At 70.7% G+C, this 14,064-nt stretch carries 14 protein-coding genes; 8 read left to right on the top strand and 6 right to left on the bottom strand.

What is annotated here, in order from left to right:
* From GA707_RS06890 to pknB, 5 genes are all read left to right on the top strand, one after another.
* On the top strand, positions 1 to 531 hold the full coding sequence (locus GA707_RS06890) for an FHA domain-containing protein (RefSeq protein WP_152177639.1): 531 nt from the start codon (positions 1 to 3) through the stop codon (positions 529 to 531).
* Between the two features lie 3 nt (positions 532 to 534).
* Entirely contained in the window at positions 535 to 1,938 is a 1,404-nt protein-coding gene (locus tag GA707_RS06885) for a PP2C family serine/threonine-protein phosphatase (protein ID WP_152177638.1), read from the top strand.
* The gene (locus GA707_RS06880) at positions 1,935 to 3,311 is read left to right on the top strand and encodes an FtsW/RodA/SpoVE family cell cycle protein (protein ID WP_152177637.1); all 1,377 of its coding nucleotides are present in this window, start codon (positions 1,935 to 1,937) and stop codon (positions 3,309 to 3,311) included. Before GA707_RS06885 ends, GA707_RS06880 begins: the two co-directional genes overlap by 4 nt.
* Positions 3,308 to 4,765, top strand: coding sequence for a penicillin-binding protein 2 (locus GA707_RS06875; protein ID WP_152177636.1), 1,458 nt, complete (start codon positions 3,308 to 3,310; stop codon positions 4,763 to 4,765). The genes GA707_RS06880 and GA707_RS06875 overlap by 4 nt, the downstream gene beginning before the upstream one ends.
* Positions 4,766 to 4,877: 112 nt before the next feature.
* A complete protein-coding gene (gene pknB, locus GA707_RS06870; protein ID WP_193315206.1) occupies positions 4,878 to 6,836 on the top strand; it encodes a Stk1 family PASTA domain-containing Ser/Thr kinase in 1,959 nt (652 codons plus the stop codon).
* A 177-nt stretch (positions 6,837 to 7,013) separates the two neighbouring features.
* Here pknB and GA707_RS06865 read toward each other — a convergent pair whose 3' ends face one another.
* Together GA707_RS06865 and GA707_RS06860 are read right to left on the bottom strand one after the other, a co-directional pair.
* Positions 7,014 to 7,685, bottom strand: a complete 672-nt coding sequence (locus GA707_RS06865; protein WP_226963575.1) for an aminodeoxychorismate/anthranilate synthase component II — start codon at positions 7,683 to 7,685, stop codon at positions 7,014 to 7,016.
* A 43-nt stretch (positions 7,686 to 7,728) separates the two neighbouring features.
* Positions 7,729 to 8,613, bottom strand: a complete 885-nt coding sequence (locus GA707_RS06860; RefSeq protein WP_152177633.1) for a DUF881 domain-containing protein — start codon at positions 8,611 to 8,613, stop codon at positions 7,729 to 7,731.
* 96 nt (positions 8,614 to 8,709) lie between these two features.
* Here GA707_RS06860 and GA707_RS06855 point away from each other — a divergent pair, with 96 nt between their 5' ends.
* Both GA707_RS06855 and GA707_RS06850 read left to right on the top strand, forming a co-directional pair.
* Positions 8,710 to 8,961: a cell division protein CrgA gene (locus GA707_RS06855; protein ID WP_152177632.1), complete on the top strand. Its 252-nt coding sequence runs from the start codon at positions 8,710 to 8,712 to the stop codon at positions 8,959 to 8,961.
* A 345-nt stretch (positions 8,962 to 9,306) separates the two neighbouring features.
* Entirely contained in the window at positions 9,307 to 10,146 is an 840-nt protein-coding gene (locus GA707_RS06850) for an endonuclease domain-containing protein (RefSeq protein ID WP_226963574.1), read from the top strand.
* Between the two features lie 358 nt (positions 10,147 to 10,504).
* Here the strand turns inward: GA707_RS06850 and GA707_RS06845 are convergent, their stop codons facing one another.
* Positions 10,505 to 11,374, bottom strand: coding sequence for a rhomboid family intramembrane serine protease (locus GA707_RS06845; RefSeq protein ID WP_152177631.1), 870 nt, complete (start codon positions 11,372 to 11,374; stop codon positions 10,505 to 10,507).
* A gap of 49 nt (positions 11,375 to 11,423) precedes the next feature.
* Positions 11,424 to 11,942: a peptidylprolyl isomerase gene (locus GA707_RS06840; RefSeq protein WP_152177630.1), complete on the bottom strand. Its 519-nt coding sequence runs from the start codon at positions 11,940 to 11,942 to the stop codon at positions 11,424 to 11,426.
* 271 nt (positions 11,943 to 12,213) lie between these two features.
* Here GA707_RS06840 and GA707_RS06835 point away from each other — a divergent pair, with 271 nt between their 5' ends.
* Positions 12,214 to 13,341, top strand: a complete 1,128-nt coding sequence (locus tag GA707_RS06835) for a hypothetical protein (protein WP_152177629.1) — start codon at positions 12,214 to 12,216, stop codon at positions 13,339 to 13,341.
* A 305-nt stretch (positions 13,342 to 13,646) separates the two neighbouring features.
* Here the strand turns inward: GA707_RS06835 and GA707_RS06830 are convergent, their stop codons facing one another.
* Both GA707_RS06830 and GA707_RS21170 read right to left on the bottom strand, forming a co-directional pair.
* On the bottom strand, positions 13,647 to 13,889 hold the full coding sequence (locus GA707_RS06830; RefSeq protein ID WP_152177628.1) for a hypothetical protein: 243 nt from the start codon (positions 13,887 to 13,889) through the stop codon (positions 13,647 to 13,649).
* Positions 13,890 to 13,925: 36 nt separating this feature from the next.
* Complete coding sequence (locus tag GA707_RS21170; RefSeq protein ID WP_226963573.1) at positions 13,926 to 14,060, bottom strand: DLW-39 family protein; 135 nt, start codon at positions 14,058 to 14,060, stop codon at positions 13,926 to 13,928.
* Positions 14,061 to 14,064 lie beyond the last annotated feature (4 nt).

Below are 14,064 nucleotides of genomic sequence, written 5' to 3'. Positions count from 1 at the left end.
ATGTCTGAGCTCACCGTCACCGTCCTGCGACTCGGGCTCCTCGCCGCGCTGTGGTTCTTCGTGTTCTCCATCGTCACCGTGCTGCGCTCGGACCTCTACGGTACGCGGATCGTCACCCGCCGAGAGGCGCGGCGGGATGCGCGGCGGGCCCGGCCCGCCGCGCGCGCCGCGGCGGGTCAGCCCGCGGCGGCCGCGCCGCAGCGCAGGCAACGTCGCGGGAACGGCCGGACCATCGCATACCTCGCCGTCACCGCCGGACCGCTGAACGGCACGACTCTGCCGTTGCGCGATCAGGGCACCCTGATCGGCCGCAATCCCGAGTGCGCGCTCGTCCTCGACGACGACTACGCGAGCGGCCGGCACGCGAAGATCTACCGCGAGGGCGAGCAGTGGTTCGTCGAGGACCTCGGCAGCACCAACGGCACGTTCCTCGTGAGCAACGGCACCCAGCAACGCCTCACGGCGGTGACGCCGGTCGGCCCCGGCACCACCCTGCGGTTCGGCAAGACGGTCGTCGAGCTGCGGAGCTAGCCCATGCCGACGGCCTTCAACTACGCCGCACGCTCCGACGTCGGGATGGTGCGCAAGAACAACCAGGACAGCGGGTACGCCGGACCCCACCTGCTCATCGTCGCCGACGGCATGGGTGGTCACGCCGGGGGCGACCTCGCGAGCGCGACGGTCATCGCGGAACTGTTCGAGCTCGACGACGACGCCTACACCGGTGGTGAGACGGCGAGCCTGCTCACCGAGCGGATCGCGCGGGCCAATGCCGAGCTGGGCCGGCTCATCACCGACGACGGCAAGCTCGACGGGATGGGCACGACCGTCACCGCGATCCTGCGCAGCCGCAGCAACCTCGCCCTCGCGCACATCGGCGACTCCCGCGCCTACCTGTTCCGCGACGACGAGCTGACCCAGATCACCCGTGACCACTCATTCGTGCAGACCCTCATCGACGAGGGCCGCATCACCGAGGACGAGGCCGCCACGCACCCGCACCGCTCGTTCGTCACGCGCGTGCTCACCGGGCACGAGGGCGACGACCCCGACGTCGTCGTGCGCAAGGCCCGCGAGGGCGACCGCTACCTGCTCTGCTCGGACGGTCTGACCGGCTTCGTCGCCATCGACACGATCCGCGACGTCCTCGCCGAGCGCGAGGAGCCGGGCGTCACCGCGGACCGGCTGGTCCAGCTGAGCCTGCGGGCCGGCGCGCCGGACAACGTCACGGTCGTCATCGCCGACGTCGTCGACGTGACGACGAGCTCGCCTCCGACCCAGCCGCAGATCGTCGGGGCGGCCTCGATGCGGCGCCGCAAGGGCACCCGGCCGATCCCGATCACCCCGGCGCAGAAGGCCGCCGCCCTCGCGGCTGCCGCATCGCGGGGCGACGGGGATGACGACGAGGACGAGGACGGCCACGAGCCGGTCCAGCTGGCCGAGCAGGGTCCGCGCTCACCGCTGGGGTCGGTCCTCATCATCGTCGCCGCTCTCGTGCTGGCGCTGACCGCCGCGATCGGCGGGATCATCGGCGGCTACCAGTGGAGCCAGCGCCAGTACTTCGTCGGGGCCTACGAGGGCAACGTGACCGTCTTCCAAGGCGTGCCGATGTCGGTCGGGTCGTTCTCGCTGTCCAACCCGCTCTACATCAGCGAGGTCAAGCTGGCCGACCTGCCGGCCTTCCAGCGGAGCCGGGTGACCGAGAACGTCTCGTTCGCCAGCCCGCAGGAGGCCGACGCGCTCGTCGACGACCTGAGGCTGCGAGCGGCCGAGTGCCGTCGGCTGCGGCTGGACGGCGTCGCCTGCGGCACCGGCCCGGATTCGACGCCCTCCCCGACGCCGACCCGCCCGACGCCGACGCGCACCCCGACGAGCAGTCCGTCGACCCCGAGCAGTCCCATCCCCAACCCGACGACCGCGACGGCGGCGGGCCCATGATCTCGATCGCCTCCCTCGGACCCCGCAGTGGCCGCAACGTCGAACTCCTCCTGCTCGTCGGGGCGGTCGGGCTCGTCATGCTCGCCTACGTCAACGTCGAGGTCGGCGCGAACGGCTCGGTGCCGCCCAACCTCCTGACGCAGGGCGCGGTCCTCCTCGGGATCGCCGTCGCCTTCCACCTCGTGCTCCGGTGGCGGGCGGCCTACGCCGACCCGCTCATCCTGCCGATCGCGACCCTGCTCAACGGTCTCGGCATCGTCATGCTCCATCGCATCGACATCGCCCGCTCGAACCCCTTCACCGACGGTCTGGCGCTGCGACAGCTGACCTGGAGCGCCCTGGCCGTCGCGATCGCGGCGGCGGTCATCATCCTGCTGCCGGACCACCGCCTGCTGCGGCGCTACACCTACATCGCCGGGCTGGCCGCCGTCGTCCTGCTGCTCCTGCCGCTGCTGCCGTTCATCGGCCGGGAGGTCCTCGGCGCCCGCATCTGGATCTCGATCGGGCCGTTCTCGTTCCAGCCCGGCGAGCTCGCCAAGATCGCGCTCGCGATCTTCTTCGCCGGCTACCTCGTGACCGCGCGGGACGCGCTCTCGGTGTCCGGTCGCAAGGTGCTCGGGCTGATCCTCCCGCGCGGCAAGGACCTCGGGCCGATCCTCGTCGCCTGGGTCCTCAGCCTCGGCATCCTCGTGTTCCAGCGTGACCTCGGGTCGTCGCTGCTCTTCTTCGGCCTGTTCGTCGCGATGCTCTACGTCGCCACCGAGCGGGTCTCCTGGATCGCGATCGGCCTGACCCTCCTCGCGGTCGGCACCTACGTCGCCTACGGCCTGTTCAGCCACGTCCAGGCTCGCGTGACGCTCTGGCTCGACCCCTTCGCGCCGGGGCAGTCGGACCAGGTCGCCAAGGGGCTGATGGGCCTGGCCGCCGGTGGCCTGCTGGGCACCGGTCTGGGCCGTGGCCGGCCGACCGAGACGTATCTCGCCGAGAGCGACTTCATCTTCCCCAGCTTCGGCGAGGAGCTCGGGCTGATCGGGCTGTTCGCGCTCATCCTGCTGTATGCGCTGCTCGTCCAACGCGGTCTGCGCACCGCCGTGGGGGTGCGGGACGGGTTCGGCAAGCTGCTCGCGGCCGGGCTGTCGTTCTCGATCGCGCTGCAGTGCTTCGTCGTCATCGGCGGGGTGACGCGGGTCATCCCGCTGACCGGCCTGACGACGCCCTTCCTGTCCGCCGGCGGGTCGTCCCTGCTCGCGAACTGGACGATCATCGCGCTGCTCCTGCGGATCAGCGACCAGGCGCGGCGGCCGGTCGACGAGACTCCTCCCGCCCGGCCGTCGGGCTCCACCGAGCAGACCGAGATGGTGCGTCCGGCATGAACGCTCCGATCCGCAAGCTCGGCTTCGTCATCGCCCTGCTGTTCACCACGCTGCTCGTGAGCACGACGATCATCCAGGGCTTCCAGGCCCAGGCGATCAACGCCCGCCCGGAGAATCGGCGCACCCTCCTCGCGACCTACGGCGCCGACCGGGGCGACATCGTCATCGCCGACACCTCGGTCGCGTTCTCGCGGGAGACGGACAACCAGTACCAACGGATCCGTGTCTACCCGGAGGGACCGCGGTATGCGCATGTCACCGGCTACTTCTCGTTCCTGTACGGGGCCGGCGGCGGGATCGAGCTCGCCGCGAACCCGCTGCTCAACGGCTCCGCCGACCAGCTCTTCTACCGCCGCATCTCGGACGTCATCGCCGGCCAGCGACCGAGCGGGGTCAATGTCGAGCTGACGATCGACCCGGCCACCCAGATCGCCGCGGAAGAGGCACTCGGAGGCCAGAAGGGCGCCGCCATCGCGCTCGACCCGAGCACCGGCGCGATCCTCGCGATGGTGAGCCGACCCACCTACGACCCGAACGTCCTCGCCAGCCACGACATGGCGGCGGTCCAGGACGCGTGGACCGAGCTGAACGAGGACCCCGACCAGCCGTTGCTCAACCGCACCATCTCGCAGACCTACCCGCCCGGGTCGACGTTCAAGGTGGTCACGGCCGCCGCAGCCCTGTCCACCGGTCGCTACACCCTGGAGTCCGAGCTCGACGCGCCCGATGTCCTCGACCTCCCGCAGACCGACGCCGACCTGCCGAACTACGGCGGATCGAGCTGCGACCCCTCCGGGGTGCAGTCGATGATCGAGGCGCTCGCCATCTCGTGCAACACCGCCTTCGGTTCGCTCGGGCTGGAGCTCGGCGCCGAGGTCATCCGGGAGCAGTCGGCTCGCTTCGGGATCGGCGACACCCTGCGGGTCCCGATGAACGTCGCCCGGTCGGTGTTTCCCACGGAGGAGCTCGACCCGCCGTCCCTGGCGCAGTCGGCCATCGGGCAGCGGGACGTGCGGATGACGCCGTTGCAGGTGGCGATGGTGAGCGCGGCCATCGCCAACCGGGGCATCGTCATGCAGCCGTACCTCATCGAGTCGGTCGTCGGCAACGACCTCAGCGTGCTCGAGACCGCCGCCCCCCAGGAGCTGTCCGAGGCCGTCGACCCCGAGGTCGCCTCCCAGCTCAGTCTGATGATGCAGCGGGTCGTCCAGACCGGGTCCGGGCAGTCCGCCCAGATCGACGGCGTCACCGTGGCCGGCAAGACCGGCACCGCCGAGGTCGGCGAGGGCCGCCGGGCGCACGCCTGGTTCACCGGCTTCGCGCCCGCCGACGACCCCCAGGTCGCCGTGGCGGTCGTCGTCGAGAACGGCGGCGACACGACGAGCGAGATCAGCGGCGGCCGGGTAGCCGGTCCGATGGCCCGCCAGATCATGGAGGCGGTGGTCCGGCAGTGAACCCGGCGACCGGACCCAGGCCGCCGGGAGGCAGAATGCCGCTGGCGAGCCTCATGCCTCAGGCGACAACCGCATACTCGAATCCGTTGCATCACACCCCCGGAGGTTCCTTGTGAGCGCCCCCCTGCAGATCCTCGGCGGCCGCTACGAGGTCGGCGAGCTCATCGGCCGCGGAGGCATGGCCGAGGTCCACAAGGGGCACGACACGCGCCTGGGGAGGCCCGTCGCGATCAAGCTGCTGCGCGGTGACCTCGCGCGGGACGCGACCTTCCTCACCCGGTTCAAGCGGGAGGCCCAGTCCGCCGCGGGGCTCAACCACGCGAGCATCGTCGCCGTCTACGACTCCGGTGACGAGCTCGTCACCGACGCCCAGGGCGGGCAGCACGACATCCCGTACATCGTCATGGAGTACGTCGACGGACACACGCTGCGCACGGTGCTCACCGAGAAGGGCCCGATGGACCCGACGGAGGCGGCGCGGATGACCGAGGGGGTGCTCGACGCGCTGTCGTACTCCCACCGGATGGGCATCGTGCACCGCGACATCAAGCCGGCCAACGTGATGATCGCCGACGACGGCACGGTCAAGGTCATGGACTTCGGGATCGCCCGGGCCATCGCCGACACGAGTGCGACGATGACGCAGACCCAGGCCGTCATGGGCACCGCCCAGTACCTCTCGCCCGAGCAGGCGCAGGGGCAGACAGTCGACGCCCGCTCCGACCTCTACTCGACCGGGTGCATGCTCTTCGAGCTGCTGACCGGACGCACGCCGTTCCAGGGCGACTCGCCCGTCGCGATCGCCTACCAGCACGTCGGGGAGCGGCCGCCGCTCGTGAGCGACTTCGCGCCGGGCGAGATCGCACCCGAGCTCGATGCCGTCGTCCTGCACTCGCTGGCCAAGCGACGCGACGATCGCTATCAGGACGCGACGTCCTTCCGCAGCGACCTGCAGTCCGCGCGGATGGGGCGCCCGGTGAGTGCCGCCGCCTGGAGCGACCTGACCGACTACCGCGAGGCGATCGGAGCCCCGCCGGTCGGCCGCAACGGGGGGACGGCTGCGGCGGCGGGGGCCGTCGGGGGCGCTGCGCTGGCGGGGGCCGCCGGTGCCCGCGCGGCCGAGACCGAGGTCTACTCCGCCGTCACGGGGAGCAGCGCCGACGCGACCGAGGTCGTGCCCGCGGCGAGCGCTCCGACGGACCGGCCCGTCGCATACCGGACCGAGGCGGACACCTCCGCGTTCCCGCCGGTCCCACCCGACGAGGAGGAGGACAAGCGCCGGCTCGGGTGGCTCTGGGGGGCGCTCGCGGCGCTCGCGCTCGTGGGGATCATGTGGTTCGCGCTGGCCAACCTGCTCGACGGCGGGGGCGAGGAGGAGCCGACGCTGGTCACCGTGCCGAGCGTCGTCGACCAGACGATCGAGCGCGCCTCGACCCAGCTCGTCAGCCTGCAGCTGCGGGTCGAACGGGTGGACACGGCCAACGAGGCTCCCGCGGGGACCGTGCTCGAGCAGGACCCGGAGGCCGGAGCCGAGGTCGAGGTCGGCTCCACGGTGACGCTGACGGTGTCGACCGGGCCGGGCGAGGTGAGCGTGCCCGATCTGGGCGGCCTCACCGAGGCCGAGGCCCGGGCGAGGCTCGTGGACAGCGGCCTGACGCTCGGCGATGTCAGCGAGGTCGACGACTCCACCGAACCCGCGGGCAGGGTCGTCGGCCAGAACCCGTCGGCCGGCAGCACCGTGCCACCCGACACGGCCGTCTCGCTGCAGGTGTCGAGCGGCCGGGTGACGGTGCCGAACGTCGTGGGACTCAGCCTGAGTCAGGCCCAGAGCACTCTCGCCGATCGCGGTCTGGAGTCGTCGTCGACGTTCCGGGAGAGCTCGGAGTTCCCCCAGGGCACGGTGCTCGAGCAGGACCCCCGGGACGGGATCGTCGACCAGGGGACGACCGTCGAGCTCGTCGTCGCGCAGGCTCCCGCGCCCACTCCGACCGAGACGCCGACGACGGAGCCCACGACCGAGCCGACGCAGACCCCGACCGAGACACCGCCTCCGGACGAGGGGGGCGGCTGAGCGGGCGGGCCTGAGTGGCGGGCCTGGACCTCACCTCCGACACCTCCACCCGAAGTGCGACCTGGCACCTGCAACTGCAGGCGTCAGGTCGCACTTCGGGTGCCGGTGCGCAAGTCGGGGGTCACGGCGCGAGTCGGTGCGCGACGCAGCACCCCAACCCGTGCGGGTTGGGGGGTGTCAGGGCACGGCGACGCGGGCAGCGACCGCCGAGGCGTCTCGAACCAGCGGCGACAGCCCGGCCGACCGCTCGACGGCCTGCTCGTCGCCGCAGACCCGCAGCCAGTTGGCGAGCAGCAGGTGCCCACCCTCGGTGAGCACGCTCTCGGGGTGGAACTGCACCCCGTGCAGCGGCAGATCCCGGTGGTGGGCCGCCATGATGACGCCCGACGCGGTGTGACCGTTGGGGACGAGCTCGGGGCCGACCGTCGCCGGGTCGATCGTCAGGGAGTGGTACCGCGTGGCGGTGAACGGCACGGGCAGACCGTCGAGCACTCCGGTGCCCTGGTGGTGGACCAGCGAGGTCTTGCCGTGCAGGAGCTCCGGCGCTCGCCCGACCACCGCGCCGGTGACGACTCCGAGCGCCTGGTGACCCAGGCATACACCCAGCATCGGCTGCGACCGCTCACCGCAGGCTTCGATCATCGCCATCGACACACCCGCCTCCTCCGGCGTGCCCGGACCAGGCGAGATGAGGACGCCGTCGAAGTCGGCGCCGTCGGCGGGTGAGACCGCGTCGTTGCGCACCACGGTGCAGACGGCCCCGAGCTGTTCGAGGTAGACGACGATCGTGAAGACGAAGCTGTCGTAGTTGTCGACGACGAGGATGCGCGTCCGGTCGGGGCTGCTCACCGCACCATTGTCACGCACGGGATGAGTGCCCACTGCGGGCGTGTCAGCGGATGGGGGTCGCATGCTGCAGACCGATCGAACCCGAGTATGCGGGGGCCTCGATCTCGTCGAGGACCTCCACCTCGTAGCCGAGTCCGGCGGCGGCGACGTACTCCTGGTAGATCTGCACCGAACGATCGTTCGCGAGCGCCTCCTGCAGACGACCCTGGTCACCGATCGCGGTGATGACGAACGGCGGGGAGTAGACCCGGCCCTGGAGGATCAGGGTGTTTCCGACGCACCTGACGGCGCTCGTCGAGATGATCCGCTGGTCCTGGATCATCATCGCCTCGGCGCCACCGCGCCAGAGGGCGTTGACGACTCCCTGGACGTCCTGCTGGTGCACGACGAGGTCGTCGACCGTCAGGCCCTCCGGGATCTGGTCGCCGCGCAGCGGGGAGTCGGTGAGCGAGACGGCCACTCCGGGTCCAGTGACCGGGAGGGTGCCGGCGTGCTGGGCGTAGCGGTTCGCGGAGTCGAGGATGCCCGCCACCGCCTCGTCGCGGTCGGTGCGGAGCTCGGTGAGGGAGGCGACCTCGTCCTGCAGCCGGGTGACCTCGGCGGCCCGCATCGTCGCCCGCCGTGCCTCGTCCCGGATCACGTCGGCGAGTCCGCTCGCGGCCGAACGCAGATCGGTGCCCTGGGCCGCGCCTTGGCTGGCGGAGAACAGGGCGCCGGCGAGGACCGCGACGAGGGGGACCAGGATCGTCCAGATCGTCAGCTGCCGTCCGATCCGCCACCGTCGGCGGGGTGTCGGTTGGTCCGGCGCGTCGACCGGTGCGGCCGGCGTGGTGTCCGGTGCGGTGGTTTCAGGGTCGGCATGCGGCTCAGGAGCGGGGCGCGACGGATCGGCACCCGAGGGGGTGGCATCGCCCGTGCGCTCCGTCATGCATCTACGCTAAGTGACAGCGCCGGGATCCTCATACCCGGAACACCGTGTGTGACCCCATCGAGATGGGGCGAGCCGACGATCAGGAGTAGCACCGTGCCCAAGTCCCGCGGACGCGCCAAGCGGACCTCGACACCCCCGCCGGAGCTCGGCCCCAAGCCGGTGGCCGTGAGCCCGACATGGTGGGCTCCGGTCATGGTGGGCCTGATGCTCATCGGTCTCCTCTGGGTCGTCATCTTCTACATCACCGCCGAGCAGTACCCCATTCCGGCACTGGGTCGCTGGAACCTCGGCATCGGCTTCGCGCTCATGCTCGCCGGCTTCGGCATGACGACGCGCTGGCGCTAGGGCGGGGCGTCACCCCACCCAACGTTTCTCCCGCCGCTGTGGTGCCGAACGCGGGCTGCTCGCCCCGATTGGCACCACGCCACAGCGCCTGGCCTCGCCCCCGTGGTGCCGGACGCGGGCTGTACGCCCCGATTGACACCACGCCACATCGCCGACTGCATGCGCTGTGGATAACCACCCGAGCGTGGGAGGCCGACCCGGCAGGATTGCGGGATGCCAGCCAGCGCCCCAGCAGGGACTCCCCGTCGAGGCCGGGGACTACGTGACCGCCGTGAGCGAAAGGCCCGCCCCATCGCACTGGCGCACGGCGGAGTCGCACACCGCGCCGACCTTCGAAGCGCCGGTGTGACCCGAGCCGACGTGCGCACCGAGATCGAGGCCGGTCGGTGGATGCGGCGAGGCCGGCACACCGTGCAGATCGGCACCGGAGACCTCAGCCCCGAAGCGACGCTCTGGCAGGCGGTCTGGGAATCGGGATCAGGGGCGATCCTCGACGGCGTGAGCGCCCTGCTCGTCTGCGGCCTGACCGGGTTCACCCCGAGGAGCGTCGACGTGGCGATGCCGGACCGCAACCGACGCCATCGCCTCCACGGGGTCCGCCTTCATCGGCGACGGCGTCTCGGACCCGTCGCACGCACAGGAATCCCACGCGCGTCGCCCGAGCACGCGGCTCTGCGGGCTGCGCAGTGGGCGGTGTCCGACCGGCAGGCGTTGCTCATCCTGTGCCTTGTGGTGCAGCAACGCATCGTGCACCCCGATCGTCTGTGGGCCAGCCGCACCGAACTGACGCCGACTCGACGACGGGATCTGCTCCTGAGCGCGCTGCAGGACATCTGCGCCGGCGCACGGGCGTTGAGCGAGCTCGACTTCGCGGCGCTCCTTCGAGAGCGGGGACTGCCGGAGCCGTCCCGACAGGTCGTGCGTGAGTTATCGAACGGCCGTGTCTATCTCGACGTCCGATGGGACGACCTCGGTCTCGTGGTGGAGATCGACGGCGGACACCACGCCATGGCCGTCATGCCGGTGGACGACGCGCTGCGACAGAACGACGTTGTTCTCACCGGCGAGACGGTTCTGCGTATCCCCATCCTGGGACTGCGTCTGCAGCCTGGACGGTTCATGGACCAGGTCGAGCGCGGTCTCCACATGATGCGGCAACGGGCGGGGCGTCGGATGGCCGGGTGAGTGACCGTTATCCACACATCGTGTGGATATGTGGGTCACGTCGTGCACACACGTGTGGATAAGTGACCCGCTGCGGCCAGGTTATCCACAGAGTTGTACCCATATGGGGAGAACTACATCGGTGTAATCACGTCGACGTCACGCCTGTGGTGCCACACGAGACGAGCAGCCCCCGACCGACACCACACCACCGCCGCCCCACCCACCGTGTGGTGCAACACGAGACGAGCAGCCCCCGACCGACACCACACCACCGCCGCCCCACCCACCGTGTGGTGCAACACGAGACGAGCAGCCCCCGACCGACACCACACCGCCGCGCCACCCAGCACCGCGCACCTACGGACGATCCCCCGCCTCAGACGAGGGCGTACTTCAGGACGGCGAGCGCGACGAGCACCACGGCGATGGCGCCGAGCCCGATCCAGTGGCGGGAGTAGTCGCCGGGCCTGTTCAGCTCCGGAGGACGACCGAGGTACCCGAAGACCGCCCCGACGAGCAGCCCGGTCACCAGGCCGCCGACGTGTCCCTGCCACGAGATGTTCGGGAACACGAACGGCAGGGCCATGTTGATGCCCAGCAGGATGAGCAACCCGCGGACGGACCCGCCGAGCTTTCGTTGCAGGACGAACAGGGCTCCGAACAACGCGAAGACTGCGCCCGACGCGCCGACCGTCGGCCGGAACCAGTCGAGGCTGGCCGGTGACGCGAACAGCAGGATCATCACCGATCCGCCGAGGGTGCCCAGCGCATACAGCGCCGCGAACCGTGCCCGACCGAGCGCCGGCTCGAGGTACTGGCCGATGATGTACAGCGCGTACATGTTGAACGCGATGTGGAAGAAGCTCGAGCTGTGCACCAGCGCGACGGTGAAGAAGCGCCACGGCTCGGTCTCCCCGAGGATCGGCACGAACGCGAGCCACTCGACGACCACCCGACCGAGGGCGAGCTGGAGCACGAAGACCGCGACCGTGACGCCGATGATCCCGAACGAGAGCCGCGGCCGGCCGTCGGTGACGCGCCCACCGAACACCGTCCTGCCCTGACGCACCGTCTTCGCACCCTCGGCGACGCAGTCGACGCACTGCACGCCGACCGCCGCCTGACGCTGACACGTCGGGCAGACCGGACGCTGGCAGCGCTGGCAGCGCACATAGCTCACGGTCTCCGGATGCCGTGGGCAGACCGGCGGCGCCTCGGGCGGCTGCGTGGGGTACGGCTCGGTCATCGGCGTCGGTCGATCATCAGTGCTCGGAGGAGGCCTGCTGGGGGAACGGTCAGTCCTCGACGGTGACGCGCTCGATGACGACGTCGTCGACCGGGCGGTCCATGGCACCGGTCTGGACGCCGGCGATCCGGTCGACGACCTCACGGGACGGGCCGTCGGCGACCTCACCGAAGATCGTGTGCTTGCCCTGGAGCCAGGTGGTCGGAGCCACGGTGATGAAGAACTGGCTGCCGTTGGTTCCGCGGCCCATCCGCTTGCCGGCGTTGGCCATGGCGAGGATGTAGGGCTTGGTGAAGTCCTTGTCGGGGCTGATCTCGTCGTCGAAGGTGTAGCCGGGCCCGCCCATGCCGGTGCCGGTCGGGCAGCCGCCCTGGATCATGAAGCCGGGGATGATGCGGTGGAAGACCAGGCCGTCGTAGTACGGGCCGGCGTTGGTGCGGCCCGCGTCATCCGAGTAGTCGCGCGTTCCCTTTGCGAGCCCGACGAAGTTGTCGACGGTCTTCGGCGCGTGGTCCGGGAAGAGGGTGATGGCGATGTCGCCGTGGTTCGTGTGCAGGGTTGCCTTCATCCAGCCATTCTTTCATGCCGTATGCGTGGCTCCTGGACGGCTGTCCGGTGCAGGGCGACGCCGGCGCAGGCGGCGAGCGTGGTGATCGGGGCGGCATACCCTCCGGTGGGGCGACCTGCACGGACGTCTGCACATGCACCAGATTGGAGGCGACCGGTACACGCGTCGGGCCCTCATCGGGCAGGATGTCTATCGGAAGTACTTTCCATTTCGGACGCCGTCGTCATGATCGACATGAGCGGCGGCGTCGGAACAACCGAAGGAGTAGCCCATGTTCGACAAGAGCCACGAACAGAAGGCCGCCGAGAACGCCGCCGCCGCGCTGGCAGAGGCGAAGGTGGCGGCGAAGGAGCGCTTTGCCGAGGTCATGAACCAGGCGGAGCACGCGCGGGCAGCCTCGACCGGAGCAGCCGGATCGGCGGGTGAGCACGCCTCGCACATGCGCGAGAGCGTCGTCGAGAAGGCGGCGGTCGCGGGGGAGAAGTGGCAGCACGGAGTCGACGCCGTGACGCCTCGTGTGGAGGCAGCGATGGCGGCTGCCGCACCTCGCGTCGAGGCCGCGAAGGAGACCGTCGGCCCGAAGGTCGAGGCGGCGAAGGAGAGCTTCGTCGAGGACGTCCTGCCCAAGCTGGCGGAGACGGTCGCGGCCGTCGCAGCCACCGCGATGGCGGCGAAGGAGAGCGCCAAGGCGGGCGCGGAGGCGGCGCGCGAGAACGCGCACCAGGTCAAGGACGTCGCCGCGGTCAAGGCCCAGGACTGGGTCGACCACGCTCCGCAGGAGGTCGTCGACCTCATCCCCGGGGTCGAGAAGAGCCCGAAGAAGAGCGGCAAGTGGCTGATCCTGCTGGGTCTGGCCGCCGCCGGTGTCGCTGCCTACGCCGTGATGAACAGCAGGAAGGCCAAGGAGGACCCCTGGGCCACGCCGCGCTACGAGAGCCCGCAAGCCTCGAGCACGACGTCGAGCGGGACGGCCGCCAGCAAGATCGACGCCGCCAAGGAGAAGGCCGCGGCAGCGGGTGCGGCGGTGGCCGCCAAGGCGGGTGAGGTCAAGGAGACCGTGGCGACCAAGGCACAGGACGCCAAGACCGACCCGAAGGGCAAGGCCGAGGACGCGGCCGCCTCGGCCAAGGACGCGGCCGGCGACGCAGCCGACAAGGTTCGCGGCAAGGACGCCGGCGACAAGGCCGGCGATGCGGCGACCGCCCTCAAGGAGGGCGAGCTGTCGAGTGCGGCCGATGCGACGGGCGACGCCGTGAGCGATGTGGCCGACGATGTCCGCGGCAAGGATGCCGGGGACAAGCTCGCCGACGCCGGCGACTCGGCCGGAGACGCTGCGTCCGACGCCTGGACCGACGCGAAGAACTGGAGCGACGAGAAGACGGACGACGCCAAGAAGTAGCCGTCTCGACTCCGACGAACGACGCCCCGGGTCATCCGACCCGGGGCGTCGCCGCGTTCGGGGGGCCGCGCGCCTGACATCCCCCCGTGTCACCACTCCATCAGCAGCATGCCCACCGCGCGCCATATCGCGCGCCCGGCATGCCCGTACGTCAGCGCCGGATCAGCAGCATGCCCACCGCGCGCCATATCGCGCGCCCGGCAGGCCCGTACGCCAGCGCCGGATCAGCAGCATGCCCACCGCGCGCCATACGACGCACCTGGCAGGCCACCGGCCCATAGCCGGACAGTGCCCCCGGACTCGGCTCACGCGCCCCGGGACCGGAAGGCGCGAACCTTGACGACGATGCGGAAGCCCACCCACAGCACGGCCAGGCCGAGGAACACCAGGAGGGCCGAGCTCAGCTCGTCGGGGAAGATCAGGTTGGCGCCGAAGGCGACGACGGCGGCGAGCAGAACGATGACGTCCCATCGGATCGCCTCGATGAGGGTGTCCGGCGCGTCCGGCTCGGGCGACCCGTCCGGCTCAGGCTCACGGGCAGACGACATCGACGGATGATGCAGAAGCGTGTGTGTCCAGTGCGCTCAGCTCGTCGACGGCGGCGTCGAGGAGTCGGTTGCCTCCGCCCACAGGTCGCGCTCGGCCTGCTGCTCGTCGAGCTTCCTCTTCACGAGGGTCACGCCGACGGCGGTGGCGATGAGCATGAGCAGCTTCTTCATGAGG

Source organism: Nostocoides sp. F2B08, assembly GCF_009184895.1.
Classification (GTDB): Bacteria; Actinomycetota; Actinomycetes; order Actinomycetales; family Dermatophilaceae; genus F2B08.
The sequence above is the reverse complement of the archived record's forward strand: the minus strand, read 5'-3'. Positions and strand labels throughout refer to the sequence as shown.